The sequence below is a fragment of the Nitrospirota bacterium genome, from assembly GCA_004296885.1.
In the GTDB taxonomy this organism is placed as follows: Bacteria; Nitrospirota; Nitrospiria; order Nitrospirales; family Nitrospiraceae; genus SYGV01.
The window spans coordinates 390,257-404,185 of the sequence record SCVN01000023.1; the positions used below are offsets into that span (position 1 = coordinate 390,257).

Annotated in this window: 13 protein-coding genes; 4 read left to right on the forward strand and 9 right to left on the reverse strand. The window is 61.7% G+C overall.

Going from position 1 to position 13,929, the window contains the following annotated elements; all coding sequences use genetic code 11:
• Positions 1–76 precede the first annotated feature (76 nt).
• From EPO61_14965 to EPO61_14985, 5 genes are all read right to left on the reverse strand, one after another.
• On the reverse strand, positions 77–355 hold the full coding sequence (locus EPO61_14965; protein TAJ07258.1) for a hypothetical protein: 279 nt from the start codon (positions 353–355) through the stop codon (positions 77–79).
• Positions 356–607: 252 nt separating this feature from the next.
• A complete protein-coding gene (locus tag EPO61_14970) occupies positions 608–3,436 on the reverse strand; it encodes an FAD-binding oxidoreductase (GenBank protein TAJ07259.1) in 2,829 nt (942 codons plus the stop codon).
• An 86-nt stretch (positions 3,437–3,522) separates the two neighbouring features.
• Positions 3,523–4,161 carry an SMC-Scp complex subunit ScpB gene (gene scpB / locus EPO61_14975; protein TAJ07450.1) on the reverse strand — a complete coding sequence of 213 codons (639 nt, stop codon included), beginning with the start codon at positions 4,159–4,161 and terminating at the stop codon, positions 3,523–3,525.
• A gap of 180 nt (positions 4,162–4,341) precedes the next feature.
• Positions 4,342–5,115, reverse strand: coding sequence for a segregation/condensation protein A (locus EPO61_14980; protein TAJ07260.1), 774 nt, complete (start codon positions 5,113–5,115; stop codon positions 4,342–4,344).
• A gap of 117 nt (positions 5,116–5,232) precedes the next feature.
• A complete protein-coding gene (locus EPO61_14985) occupies positions 5,233–6,327 on the reverse strand; it encodes a hypothetical protein (protein ID TAJ07261.1) in 1,095 nt (364 codons plus the stop codon).
• A gap of 85 nt (positions 6,328–6,412) precedes the next feature.
• On the opposite strand from EPO61_14985, the gene EPO61_14990 reads away from it, so the two are divergent.
• On the forward strand, positions 6,413–7,123 hold the full coding sequence (locus tag EPO61_14990) for a hypothetical protein (protein TAJ07262.1): 711 nt from the start codon (positions 6,413–6,415) through the stop codon (positions 7,121–7,123).
• A 30-nt stretch (positions 7,124–7,153) separates the two neighbouring features.
• Here the strand turns inward: EPO61_14990 and EPO61_14995 are convergent, their stop codons facing one another.
• From EPO61_14995 to EPO61_15005, 3 genes are all read right to left on the reverse strand, one after another.
• Positions 7,154–7,615, reverse strand: coding sequence for a hypothetical protein (locus EPO61_14995; protein ID TAJ07263.1), 462 nt, complete (start codon positions 7,613–7,615; stop codon positions 7,154–7,156).
• 116 nt (positions 7,616–7,731) lie between these two features.
• Positions 7,732–8,259, reverse strand: coding sequence for a hypothetical protein (locus tag EPO61_15000; protein ID TAJ07264.1), 528 nt, complete (start codon positions 8,257–8,259; stop codon positions 7,732–7,734).
• A 175-nt stretch (positions 8,260–8,434) separates the two neighbouring features.
• Positions 8,435–9,445: a hypothetical protein gene (locus tag EPO61_15005; GenBank protein TAJ07265.1), complete on the reverse strand. Its 1,011-nt coding sequence runs from the start codon at positions 9,443–9,445 to the stop codon at positions 8,435–8,437.
• Here EPO61_15005 and EPO61_15010 point away from each other — a divergent pair.
• Complete coding sequence (locus tag EPO61_15010) at positions 9,422–10,234, forward strand: hypothetical protein (GenBank protein ID TAJ07266.1); 813 nt, start codon at positions 9,422–9,424, stop codon at positions 10,232–10,234. The two genes, EPO61_15005 and EPO61_15010, sit on opposite strands and share 24 nt — an antisense overlap.
• Before the next feature lie 329 nt (positions 10,235–10,563).
• Here the strand turns inward: EPO61_15010 and EPO61_15015 are convergent, their stop codons facing one another.
• Positions 10,564–11,790 (reverse strand): alpha/beta hydrolase, encoded by a 1,227-nt coding sequence (locus EPO61_15015; GenBank protein ID TAJ07267.1) that lies wholly within the window; start codon positions 11,788–11,790, stop codon positions 10,564–10,566.
• A 96-nt stretch (positions 11,791–11,886) separates the two neighbouring features.
• Here EPO61_15015 and EPO61_15020 point away from each other — a divergent pair, with 96 nt between their 5' ends.
• A complete protein-coding gene (locus EPO61_15020) occupies positions 11,887–12,270 on the forward strand; it encodes a hypothetical protein (protein ID TAJ07268.1) in 384 nt (127 codons plus the stop codon).
• A 106-nt stretch (positions 12,271–12,376) separates the two neighbouring features.
• The gene (locus tag EPO61_15025) at positions 12,377–13,861 is read left to right on the forward strand and encodes a class I SAM-dependent methyltransferase (GenBank protein ID TAJ07269.1); all 1,485 of its coding nucleotides are present in this window, start codon (positions 12,377–12,379) and stop codon (positions 13,859–13,861) included.
• Positions 13,862–13,929: the final 68 nt, after the last annotated feature.

Here is a 13,929-nt window from a genome sequence, read left to right on the forward strand (position 1 = left end):
CAGACCGTTGGAAACGACGACAAAACACACTATACAGGAAAAACCCTACATTGTCAATGCAAGTTCCCCCGTTTGCTCAGGGATTCTGCCACATGGCCCCGTCGTGGACGGGATTGAACTGATGGGTCAGCTTCACCGTATCCCCATCCCTGACTTTCGAGTCCAACCCGCCGACTTTTCGATTGACCGTGATGAGCAATTCCCCCTTGTTCATGAACGGCAGGAGCGCGCCGAGACGATCCCGATTGCTTTCCAGCAACGCCTTGAACGTCACCGGCGCCGAGACCTCGCACTGGAACTCGGATTCGCCCATGGCTTGGCGCAAGGTTTCCCCGAACAATAAGAGTGTGACCATAGTCCCCTCTCTATCCTCCCTCCGCCTGACGGTGGCACCGAAAACAATCCTGACGCTTGGGGTGCCGCTCGACCAAGGGACGGCTCTGCCCCACCGCATGACACCCGAGGCAGTCCTTCTCCGACGTCAGGCTACGATGCTCTGGAGTGCCCGGGATCGGCGGATTCCGCTCACGGGGCGACGGAAGCAGCGAGACCATAAGCACCACCAGTCCCGCCGCTAAAAGGAATAACCAGTCTGCCCGTCTGATCGTCATGATGCAACAACCGGAGGCGGCTCGTGAGCGGCTTCCTGCAGCAACTCCGCCACGTGCGCGACCCGGACCCGGTCATCCAGCCCATTCCTCAATTGGATCATACAGGCCGGACAACTGGTCGCCACCACCTCCGCCCCGCTTTCCAGGATCGCGCGCCGCTTCCGCTCGAAGATGTTCTGCGAGGTCGCATAGTCCTTGACAAGATAGGTCCCCGCCCCTCCCGCACAGCGATCCGCATCCTGCATCTCGACGAACTCAACGCCCGGCAACATGGCCAAGACCTGCCGCGGCTGCTTCGTCACCCCGGCCGCACGTAGATGACAGGAGGAATGGTAGGTGACCCGCTTCCGGCCAAGTTCATTCCGATACTGTATGGGTTTCGGGGATGCCGCCACCACCTCCGTCACGTGCTTGACCTTGGCCGCCAACCGATCGGCCGCGTCCCGCTCCGGACCGGCCTCGAACAGCTTGGGATAATCCTTGAGCATCAAGGTGCAGGAAGCGCAGCCGGTCACGACGACTTCGAACGGTGCCAAGGAGACCAGATTGAACCGGGCCGCCTCGAGCACCCAATCGGTATGGCCGTATGTTTGAATGGGGGTGCCCGAACAGCGCTGCGGCGGCAGGGCCGGCTCGATCCCATGCTGGCGCAGGACGGCGATGACGGCATCCCCGACCCCGTCGTCGAAATACTTGGCGGCGCATCCGTGAAAGTAGGCCACCTTCTGCCCTGCCGGTCCGCCGCCAAATGTCGCAAGCTCAGGGTATCGGTCGGGCAGCTGCCGGGTCGCCAAGCGCGGGAGCCGTAAGTCATGCGAGAGCTTGGCCGTCTTGGCCAAACAGCGCATCACCGGACCCGTGAGCCGTTCCAGCCAGGCGCGGGGTCCGGGACGGTCCCAGAACGGTTGCGTCACCGCGACGCATTTCAACAACAGGTCAAACAACCACTGCTGCGCCTGCACCCTAAAGATCAGGCCGGCCAGCCGGTTGGGCTGCTCCGCACGACGCTTCAGGATCAGATCCGACACATCCACACCGGCGGGGCAGATGGTCCGGCAGGATTTGCAGTTCAGACAGGCTTCCACCACCCGCTTCGAGTTCAGGTAACTGTAGTCCTTGGCCGTGACGATCTCAAACCAGCCGCGCGCGCTCATGTCTTCGGACTGGAACACATCGTAGACCGGGCACACCGAGTTGCATTTGGCGCAAGTCGCACAAGGCTTGGCCAGCCGGGTGAAGTCGATATGGTCGGTAAACGGCGCCTCGCTGATCTTCACCCCGGGATTCAACATCCCGGCCGGATCCAGGCTGCGCTTGACCTGGACGAAGAGGTCATAGAGTTCGGGCCCGAACATCCGGCGGACGAATGAGGCGCGCACCCGCCCGTCCCCATGCTCGCCGCAGATGGAACCGCCGAAACGGGTGAGCACCGTCTCGTGAATCTCGCGGTACCCCTCGACCATCCGGGAAAAATCGGCCTTGTCGTTGACATCCAGCAAGGGCACGATGTGGGCATTGCCGTTCCCGATGTGGCCGAAGATGGCGACGGGGACTTGCTGCGCACCGAAGTACCCTTCCAGATATCGGATCAGCTCGCCGATCCGCTCCGCCGGCACCACGACATCATCCACGTAGTTGATCGGCTTCTTCCTGGGATCATAGCGATAGAGCGTGGGATAGAGCGCCCTGCGCGCCTTCCATAAGGCATCCCGTTGCTCCCGCTCGAAGGCCACCGCCGGCTCCCCCGCCAGACGGTAGCGTCGGCAGACCGAGAGCAGGCGGGTGGCCAGCTCCTCGAGGCCAGGCCCTCCCGCCTCCTGATCCAATTCGGCCAACAGCGTGGCGGCAGCATCGGGCGGGACGCCGTGCGCGGCCCGCCCGATCAGATTCAACGTATTGCCATCCATGACCTCCAGCGCACTGGGGGACAGGGCCAGCAGGTGGGGGATCGCCTCCCCGACCTCCTCCAGGTGCCGAAAGTGCAGAAGGGCCGTGGCGCTGGCCTTCGGGCGGTCCACCAGTCTGATTGTCGCTTCGCTCATGACCCCCAGCGTGCCCTCGCTGCCGACGAAAAGACGCGGCAGGTCGAACTGCGCCCGATCCAGTCCATCGACCAATCCGAACAGATTGTACCCGCAGCTGTTCTTGCTGACGGTTGGACGCCTGGCCCGGATGGTCTCCGCATGGTCCTGCACGAGCCGCAAGACTCCGCGTAACGAGGGATGGTCGCTCAGAACCTGCGCCAACGCCGGATCGGTTAAAGGAAAGGAATGCGCATCCAGCCAGCCGGAGGCCAGGCAGACCCGCAAGGTCAGGACATTATCCTTCACCGAGCCATAACGGAGGGTATGGGGCCCCGAGGAATTGTTGGCCAGCATCCCGCCCAACTTGCACATGTCTCCGCTGGACGGATCCGGACCGAACAGCAGATCGGATGAGGCGAGCCGGCGATTCAGCTCCGCATAGACGATCCCGGGCTGCACGCGCGCCCATCGCTCTTCCCGATTGACCTCCAAGATCCGGTTCAGCTTGGAGACGTCGAGAATGATGCCCGGACCGATTGCGGAGCCGGTGAGATTGGTCCCGGCCGCCCTGGGCGTCAGCGGCACACCCAGCCGGACCGCATAATCCACTGTCCGTTCGATATCCGCCTCGGATTCCGCCAGCACGACCGCCAGCGGAACGATCTTGTAGATGCTGGCGTCGACGGCATAGGCGGTCAACGTGGGAGCATCGTCGCGCACCCGCTCGGCGCCCAACAGGCGGCGCAAATCCGAGGCCACGGACCTGGTCTTTTCAGGCAGGAGCAGTTCCATACGATGCATTCACCCCCTGCGGGTCATTCTAGGGAGGATGCAGACGGAGGGCAAGGGCCGTGGAGGGAAAGCGGCAACGGATGAACGGGCGCCGGTCAGACTTGCTCCAGCGTTTCCTGCTCGATCGGCTCGGAGGGCTCCTCATCAGCGGCAGGGCCAGACCCGACCACCACGAGAGGATCGTCGCCGACCGGCAGCATCTCCTGCTCCGGCTCCCCCAGTTCCTTGAACTCCCGCAACGGCGGCAGTTCCGCGAGGTCACGCAGGCCGAAGTGTTGCAGAAAATACTTGGTCGTTCCGTACATGATGGGGCGGCCGGGCATCTCTTTCCGTCCCACCATGCGGATGAGTTTGCGCTCGAGCAAGGTGCGGATAACCCCCGAGGCTTCCACACCGCGAATCTGCTCGACCTCCGCACGGACGATCGGCTGTTTATAGGCAATGATCGCCAGGGATTCCAGCGCCGATCGCGACAGCTTCGGGGCCGGCTTATTCTTCTCCAACCGTTTGATCCAGGGGCCATAATCGGCCCGGGTGACGAGCTGAAACCCTCCGGCGACCTCGACGATCTGCAGTCCCCGTCCCGCCTGGTCAAACTCTTCCCCCAAGCTACGCAAGGCCTGCCGCACCTCGGTCTTCGGCACCCCTTCCAGCACCGAGGCCAACCGTTCCACCGTCACCGGTCCGTGCGACACGAACAAGAGCGTCTCGAGAATCGCCTTCAACTCCCGCAGCGCGAGCGCATCGGACGCGGCCGACGCTTGGAGAGCTTCTGGAGTCTGCTCCTTTGCCGCAGCCTGTTCCTTGTCGCCGCCGGCCGCCGCCAGCTCTTCGAACAAGACCAGGTCGCCGGCCGCCTGCTCCGGCACGACGTCAGACACCGGCGCCTCAGACCTTGCGCTCATACCATCCTCCTAGGCGTAATCCGAGAACTCCCCCTCAATGTCCTGTTCCATCGGTGCAAACGCTCGGGTGAGCAGAATCTGTCCGAAGGTTTCGGACTGGAATACCCGGACCAACTTAAGCCGCGTCAACTCCAGCAAGGCCAGGAACGTCACGATGATGAACAGCCTGTGCCCTTGCTCCTCAAACAGCGCCACGAAGGTGACCGATTCTTTCCCTTCCAGGATTTCCAGAATCGCGTTCATCCGGTCCTTCACCGTGAGTTGGTCGGCAGCGATCTCCATCAACTGACGATGCGGCGTTCGGACCAATACCGACTGCAGGGCATCCACGAGATCAAAGAGCGTGACCTCTTCCAGTAGCGTCTCCGCCGCCTTGGCCGGCGTCGGCAGAACTTCCACCCTGGCAAAGACATCACGCCATTCCCGCTCTCGGGTGTCCAGTTGGCTGGCAACGTCCTTGAACTGCTTGTACTCCAAGAGCCGCCGGATCAACTCCTCACGCGGGTCGGGCCCATCCTCTTCATCCCCTTCGATCTGCTCGGCCGGCAGCAGCATCCGCGCTTTGATTTGCACCAAGGTCGCCGCCATCACGAGGAATTCTCCGGCCACCGTGAGGTTCAGCGACTTCATGAGACTCAAATACTCGATATACTGTTGGGTTATCAGCGCGATAGGGATGTCGTAGATATTGATTTCGCTCTTTTTAATCAGGTGGAGCAGGAGGTCAAGCGGCCCTTCGAACTTCTCAAGCCGAACTTGATATGGAATTTCAAGCTGTTCCACAGGTCTCTTCCTATTTTCAGGCTAAATGACCTAGACGCTTATACTATCTTATGGGGACAAACGCAAGATAATTTCTATATGTAGTGGGTCTGTGGATAACATTCCCTACGAAACAGCTCAGGAATGCTTTTTCAGCAGATAGACGAACCAGAATAGAAACAGGATCAAGGCCGCCACAATCCCATACATGATTCGAGGATCCTGCAAGCCGCGCGGGATCGGACGTTCCCCGGTCAGCTTGGTCCTGGTGAAGCGCGGTTCGGCCGAGAACAGGACCTTGGAAAAATCCTCCAGCCCGCGGAACTCCGCGTCCGAGAAGTCGGCCACCCCCACAAACGTCGCGCGGCGAAAATAGGCGTCTTTCGCAAACAGCGTATGCGTGAAAAACGCTTCCCGATCGAACCGCGCTTCGGAAAAATCCAGCAGGCCGCCGAACCGGCTTCCCGAAAACCCGGTGCCCAACTTGAAATACGTCTGGGCAAACTGGGCCTCCTGTCGAAACTGAACTTCCAGAAACTCGGCCAGTCCGTTGAAGCCCGCCCGCTTGAACGTGACCGGCCCGGCGAACGTCGCCTTGTGAAAGCGTGAGTGCGTGCCCAATGCGGTGGCTTCAAACCGGGCCCCCTCGGTAAACCGGGCATGGATGAAAAACCCTTCGCGCAGCAGGATGGCATGCGAAAAATCAACCGGCCCGCCGAAGACCGCATAAGATAAATCTACCATGCGTTCAAAGGTCGTCCCGGTCATCGTGACGGGCCCATTGATCACCAGCAGCCCGGTCGTAAGGTTGGTCTCGATGGTTCCCCGCACCAGCGAATCCTTGATCGCCACCGGGCCGGCGATCAAACGGACATCCCGAATATCTTCCACAGGAATGATGTCTTGAATGCGCGGGGGGAGCTTGAACACGGCTTCAGGAGTCAGCAGAGGCAATTGGTCCAACGCCACATCCCCGACCACCACCACCCCTTCGAGATCGAGTCCCCGTCCGGCCTGCAACGCCGCCAGCAACTCCGCCGCGGGAACAGCCTGCGCTTCGCGTTCCTGCTGGGTGCAGTCCTGCCCGAAGTGTCTGGTGAAGGGTGCCGGTGCCCCAGCCCCGCGCTCGATCAGGCAGGCACCAGCGGCGGAAGCCCAGAGGGTCAAAACCACGAAAAGAAGCGGCGCGAAAACAGCCGACCAAGGATTCGAGGCTCGTGCGAACAATCGCATCGCGCTTCTTATACGAGCGACGGATGTCAAAAGCAAGGAGCCGCCCTCACTCTTGACTGGGCCAGCATGCCTCCCTACACTAAAAATGATGGGCACCAACCGATGCATAGACCGGACGGGGCCGACACGACTTCTCTCTCCACTCCTGTTAGTACTCCTCTACGGAGTCGTGGCGACCTGGCTCCTGATCGATGCCGGCCAGGCCTCAGCCGCCCATGTGGTGGAAGTGCCGGTCTTGTCGGCCGTCAATTTCAATAATAAGGGCGCCTTCCAAGTCATGGTCATAAGTTGGGACCAGCAGGCAACGCCGGACCCAGTCGAGGCCAAGTGGGGCAATAACCGCGTGAGAGTCAAAGGGACTGCGCTCGACGCCTTGGGCAAGGCATTCTTCTATGCGGTGAGGCAGAGTGATTCGCTTCACCCGACCGGCACGATTTCGATCTACGGGGCTGCGTACGCACCGGTCAGCAACGACGGTCCCAGTGCCGGCGCAGCCATGGCCATTGGGTTTCTGGCCGTCTTGCGGGGAGACCCGATTCTCCGCGGAGTCGCCCTCACCGGCACGCTGCAACCGGAAGGGCGGATCGGCCCGGTGGGTGCGATCCCGGACAAAGTTCGTGCGACGGCGCGCGAGGGGTATCGCACCATCCTCATTCCCCAAGGTCAACTCGACAATGGTCGATTTAGCGACCCCAAATGGAATCTCAACGGGTTGGCCATGGAACTGGGATTGACGATCAAGGAAGTCGCGACAATCGCCGAGGCCTATGAACTCATGACCGGCCGCCGGCTGTGACAGGCTCCGGAGACCGCCCCATCGTCCACGCTACACAGGACCACGCAATCCCCCTAGCCCATTGAGCAGCGCAGCATACTGTTCCCGGGTGACACGATGCATCCCAAGGTTCAGACGGCGGGTCAACTCCGCCTGATCGGGCACCTCGAGCACCTGATGCAATAGGGTCAAGCTGGCCTCGGGAGTACTCTGCCAACTCTGCGTGACCTGCACCCGCACGAACCCGTAGCGCGTTTCCTCACGGAGTTCGTCCCGGACAAACTCACCCAACTCTTCCGGAGGCAGCACACGAGACCGGATGGCAAAGCCGGCTCGGAGACCTTGCTTCAAGACATAGACCAGCCCGCAGGAGTCATCCGTCAGGTAGGTACGCAGGTTGTCCCGAATTAGCGCGGTGCGAAGCCCCCAGAGCCCATGCGACAACTGGACTTCCGCGCTGGCCTGGGAACTGCGCTCCCGCAGCGCACCGGCAATAAACAAAAAATGACTCATGTCGTAACAAAGATGAAGAGACGTTGGGAGGAGATCGCGCCGGAGCCTACGCCCAGCGCATCCATCACGGAAGCTGAGAAGCCCGTTCCATCTCCATTGACAATCAGGCAGGCAGATCAGGCATTGTGGTAGTCGTCACTCTCCCCTGAGAGGTCATCCGGTTTGTCCAAGTAATCAGGCTCCGCCTCCTCATCATCGAGCGACAATTCCTCGTCGCGCATCTCCTCGCCCAACTCTTCTTCCATCTCTTCCTCGGGAAGCTCCAACTCTTCCGCCAGCTCTTCATGCATGGCTTTCGGCTCTTCCTCTCGCATGGGACGGGCCGGCCGGTGCAAGGCCTTGGCCGGAGATGGAGCCGGAGCAACGGTTTTCTTGATGACGGGGGCGGGAGTCGCTGCGGGGGCGGCTTTCTTCGTGGCCTTCGCGGCAACCTTCTTTGCAGCCCGAGCCGCTTTTTTAGGCTTGGTGGTCGTCTTGCGTTTGACGGCCGCTTTCTTGACCGCCTTCTTCGCGGCGACCTTCTTGCTCGCGGTTTTAGCCTTCTTGGTCTTGGTCTTACCCTTAGCCCCTCGCCCCTTAGCTCCGGCTTTCTTGGCAGTCTTCTTCGCGGATGCTTTGCTCGGCTTTTTCCGTTTCGTCGCCATCGTCCCCTCCTCTGCTCACAATCCCGGCGGATCCCCGCCTCTCGCGGCACCCATCTAGCATGAATCAGGCACGGCTTGCAACCATGGCCAAAGCCGAAGCAACAGGCATCTTCCTCGAGCTTCCGACAGGCCCGCAACAGACGCTGGATCGTGAAAAGCGAGGTAACGGAAGGAGTTAGGGGACTACCCACACGTTGACGAATACCGGCATGCTGTCGGCGCCTTTGACCGTATCCGGTCCTTTCATGTCCGTCACCCGCAGTTTGAATCGAAATAAGCGCTTGGCTGACACCTTGGGCGCGACAAAGGTCGCCTTGGAGGAGTCTGCGTCGAGCAACGACACCTTGTTGCCCCGTACTTGTGCCCATTCATATCGAAGGGGGTCTCCATCCGGGTCCCTGCTTTGAAGCGCGCTGAGCACCACTGTCGCTCCGGCTTGCACGGTTTGGTCGGGACCGGCTTGGGCGATCGGCACCCCGTTGGGCTCCGCCTCCGATTTCACCACCACATCCAACCGCCCTTCACGGCCACGATTCTTGACCGTCAGCGTGGCGGTCCCGTTTCCGATGACCCGCACGAAGCCTCCCGGATAGATCGCCAGCACCCCTTCGTTTGAGCTGTCATAACGGCTGCCCGCCGACGTCCCACCGATCCAGCGGGCGACACCATCGGCGAACTGGCCGATGACCGGCACCTCGAGGATCTTGCCGATGGTATCCAACCGCCAGGGCTTTTCGACCTCGAACTCGATCCCCGTCAACGCCGCCGGGGGCTCAACCTGCAGGAGGATTTCATCGAACTCTTCCTGGCCGGCAAGGCGGCCCCTGGTCACCTCGCCGACAGCCAGCAGCCGCATGGCGCCGATCACCCCGTTCGGCACGGTCAGACGCCCCCCGAACGGCGGCGTCGCCGCGCTGATGGACTCCAGCGCCAATATCGCCTGCTGCGCCACAAGCGGCTCCTCCCCCAAGCGATACCAGTAGTACAGGACCCGGCTGACGCCGATCTCCGTCCCAAGGTCCACCCGGACATCCAGCGATTGGCCGGCCACCAGCACCGCCCCCTCCGTGGGAGCCGTGACCCGAAACGCCCAGGCAGGAGTCGAAGCCCAGACTAAGCCGACAAGGGACATGAACGACAGAACGACAAGAAGGCAGATACGGTGACGGGACAGGAATCGGCGCATGCTCATTCCTTGCATACCGAGATGGTCGCGCGCCGCCAGTATAGCAAGATCCAAGACCCTGGTCACCGACGGCCGATTCCGCTACACTGGCGAACGCAGCGTCCTTTCCATGCCGGGGCAACGATGAACGTGAAGGAACAGACGATTCTGAAAGTGCTGGTCGGCTCCCAGGCTCATGGGCTGGCCGGGCCGGACAGCGACGCGGATTATCGGGGTGTCTTCGTCACTCCGACCGAGTGGCTGTTTCGTCTCGACTTCAAATACAAGGGCAGCCGCTGGACCGAAGGCCAGGAGGATGAAACCTATTGGGAAGTCGGCCGGTTCCTCTCGCTGGCGACCCATGGCCATCCGTTGGTGCTGGAGACCTTCCTGGCGCCGGTCGTGACGGCGGACTCATGGGGCCGGGAACTCCTGGCGCTGTTTCCCTCCGTCTGGACTCCCCTGACGGCCTACGAGGCCTTCGTCAGCTATGCGTTCAACCAGCGCAAAAAGTTTCTCGAGAAAAAAGATGCGCGGCCCGGCAAATACGCCCTGGCCCACTTACGGGTTCTGTTCAATCTCTGCGAACTGCTCGAAACCGGAACGTTCACCATCCGGACTGCCGACACCAGCCTCGGCGAGACGCTCCGCCAGGTGAAAGCCGATGCGCTCACGGCCGGCCAGATCGTCGACGCAGGCGAACGGCTGTTCCAGGAGGCCACTCAGCGCCTGGCCCGCTGTACCCATCAACCCAATCTCGAATCCGTCAATGCCTTCCTGGGCCGGTTGAGAAAAGCCTTCCTCGCCTAAACACCGACCACAGGCACGCTCTAGCAGGCATTGAAAAACTATTTGGGAACCACTCGGACCCCAGCTCGACGGTCTAGGATGGCTGGAGAATCCCCGCAGGATGGTCAAAAAGGCCACTTTCTCACCCGCCCGCCCCGCGTGCGTCGAACGCACGCTGTTCCCGTGGCTTGGCCGCAGCAAGCGAGTGGCGAGGAGGTACATACCAAGCTTTGCTTGAACCGCTCGCTTCGATCAAATGCGAGCGGAGAAGTACTTTGCCTCTTGTCTTCCCGTACGTGGAGCCTCTGAGCGATGTGAGAACAACGCTGGCGGACTTTTTCAACATCCTGCTAACGTACGACCGCCGCCAGAAAGCGTTCCACCACATAGGTGCTGAGTTGGCCGCAAGGCCCGCTGAAGTTGGCGTCACAGCCATGGGTCGCCCAAGGCAGCCGCAGCAAGAACAGGGACCGTCCCGCCTGAGCCAGCCGTACCGCGAGCCGCTCGCTCTGGATCGGCTTGACCAGTTCGTCCCGTTGCCCATGGATGAGCAAGGTGGGAGGCGTGCCGACGCCGACGAAATTCAGCGGCGAGGCGGCAGCATAGGCTTCCGGCCGTTGTTCCGGACTGCCCCCCAAATAGGCCGTGAGCACGCCGCGCGAGTCCAGTACCAAGGGATTGCCCGGATGCTCATAGCTATATCGCAAATCGGCCGGCGCATAAAAAGCGATGGCGCCACGGATCGCCGGATCACCGGCCGTATAGGCCACCAACAGTGCCAGTTGGCCTCCGGCCGAACGGCCCAACAAGACCATTCGTTGCGGATCGAGCCCCAGTTCTGACGCATGGGTTTGCAGATAGGCCACCGCAGCCCGCACATCGTTCCTGGCTGCGGGAAATGGCCACCGTGGGGCAAAGCGATAGCCGACTGCAGCCACGACATAGCCTCGGGAGGCAAGATGACGATTGAGATCGGCCAGTTGGCTTCGATCTCCGCTCTGCCACGACCCCCCGTGAATCACGATAACCGCCGGAGCCGGTAAGGAGAGACTCGCCGACCGGTACAGGTCCAGCCGCAGGGGTTCTCCCTCCGGCGCCGCATAGACTAGGCTGCTTTGCTGTACCGGCTCCTGCGCCACTCCCGACAAGAGGTGCGTGAATTGCAGAGGGCTGCCACCAGCCGGCTCGACGCTAGTGTCGGATGAGGGAGCCGGACCCAGAGGAAACGCCGCCGCCAGGTCCTGTTCAAGCCGCTCAGCCACCAGCAGCGCCCGCAAGAGCGGGGCCAGGAGCAGCAAGGCGCCGACCAGGGCCAACACACGGCCCAACTGGCCGGCTCCTCGCCAGCGGACGCTCGCTTCTCCCGAGCAACGATTGCGGAATGGAAGGAGGGCGCAAGCGAACGCGATGGGAACCAGCCAATAGCCCCATTCGGTGGCGCCGATCGCCACGATCCACAAGAAATGGGTCGGCGCCTCTATGACCGTCAGCAAACCAACCACGACGGCAAGAGCCCCGACAAGGAGGCGAATGGCGGCACCCACGGAACCAGCAGCACAGAAAGGGTTGACCATCACACCTCGATGGTTATGAGATGAAGGAGTCCTGTGGGCATCCTCTGGCCCCGAAGAGAATGGTATAATAACCCATAAGTCCCGATGAGGATTAAGACCATGTTTGTCAGCCTGACTCGGATGTTCATTGCGGCAGCCGTCGGTTTGCTGGGAATGGGAGTATGGCCCGGTTCCGCCGCGCTGCCCCCGCTCCAGATCACCATTGAAAGCAGCTCACCTTATTATTTGCCGGCCTCCGCAACGGTTTCAGCCGGCGCCCCCATTCAATGGGACAACCCCACCGCCTCCCACCATACTGTTACGCATGACGGATGCGAATCGGATGGGCCTTGCGCCTTCGACTCAGGCTCCGTGGCCCCCAATGGGAGCTTTGCCCTGCCTGGCCTCCCGCCAGGCCGCTACCCCTATCACTGCACCCTGCATCCTATCATGCGCGGCATTCTCACCGTCGTAGACCCGGCGCCGCTCCCGTCTACCACCTGACCCCCCTCAACAGGGCCGTCACGCTGCTTGCCTCGCCCCATGGCTTGGTGTACCCTGCTGCCCTTGCTCATTGCGTCATCATCGATCACGAGAGCATAGGACGACCATGGAGTCCAAATCCGTCATACGGGAACCGCTCCCCCTCACCGGCGACCAGCTGACCCAGCGGGCATGGAGAATGCCGGACATGGTGGTGTACCAACACACGCCGGAGGAATGGTGGCTCACGCCGTTGGACGACCACCTTCCCCTGGTACGGCTGAACCGGATGGGGATCGAGCTCCTGACCTCCATGGACGGCAAGGCATCGGTCGGCTGGCTCCTGGATAAGTTCGGCAAATGGGTCTGCGGACCGGATGGAGAAACCGGCCGCTGGCATCTGGAACGGTGGGCCCTGCCCCGCTACGCCCTCTGTTACTACGGCACCGAACCCCCGACCGGACAGCACCGGAGCAACGCCAAGTGGGACCTGCTCCTGCAACAGATTCGCGAAGGCTGGTCCGGCTCCCGCGAATTCGAGGGGGAAGACCATCTCCACGCGTTTCACCTGCGCGACATCGCCACCCAGGAAGGGCACTTCGACCAGATCGAGACGACCGTGTCCCACCTGTTCCGTGAGCCCAGCGAGGCGCTCCAAGGCCTGACCTATGGACGGCTCCTGGCCAAACACCTGCGCCGTCTCGGCTGGTGGTCGCCCAAACCGAAGCTGGTCGTGGAAGTTGGCGGGGGTCTCGGGTATGTCTCCCGTGAAATCGCGGCCGAGCTGTCGCCGGTCGAAAAACAGGGCGTTCTCTATACGTTTCTGGATATCACCCGCCCCTTCCTCCCCTCCCAACTGAAGCTGGCCGGCGAAGCCGGGTGGCGGTGCGGCGGCACCCAGGCCAATGCCGAATGGCTCCCCTTTCGCAACAACAGCGTGGACCTGGTCATCGACAACGAAAACCTCGCCGACATGACCCCGGTGCAGCTCGCCAAGCGGGAGATCGAAACAGGCAGGGGGGACACGCCCTTGCATCAGGAGGCTCTGGACTGGATCAGGCGCATCCGCTTGCCGCTCGAGCCGGACCTCCCCGATGAAGTGATGTTCAACCTCGGCCCGATCCGGTTTCTCGCGGAACTCTGGCGGGTCTTGAAGCCGGGCGGACGGGCGATCCTGATCGAATTCGGCATCGAACAGGGCTGGCCGGCCCCGGTCAAGCTGCCTGGCCATACGGAATATGAGGTGCAGTACCAGCACCTCCGCCATGCGGCCAAATGGCTGGGGTTCCAGGAACAGTACTTTGCCCTGCCCCAGTTCTTCGTCATCCGGCCTGATACCCGCCTGCTCTGCACCGGCGCCGCCTACACGATCCAGCGTTTCTGCCAGGCTCAGGGGAAACCCTTTTCCATCCGGGCCTACACCGAAGCCGAGCTGAGCAAGGCCCTCGGAGACATGCTGCCCAAGCTGATGGGCTGTCACTACCACGAGGTGATCAACCCGGCCTGGTTCGGACTCTGGGACTTCAAAGTGCTGTTGGTGGAAAAACCAGGCGCCGCGCCGCGCCCGACGTTCCAAGAGACAAAAGGCTTTCGCTGGTATTCACAACGATAATGGGAGCTGTTAGCTGTCAGCATTCAGCCGTCAGCGAAGGTCAATCCTTCCAACACTGAAAGCTGATC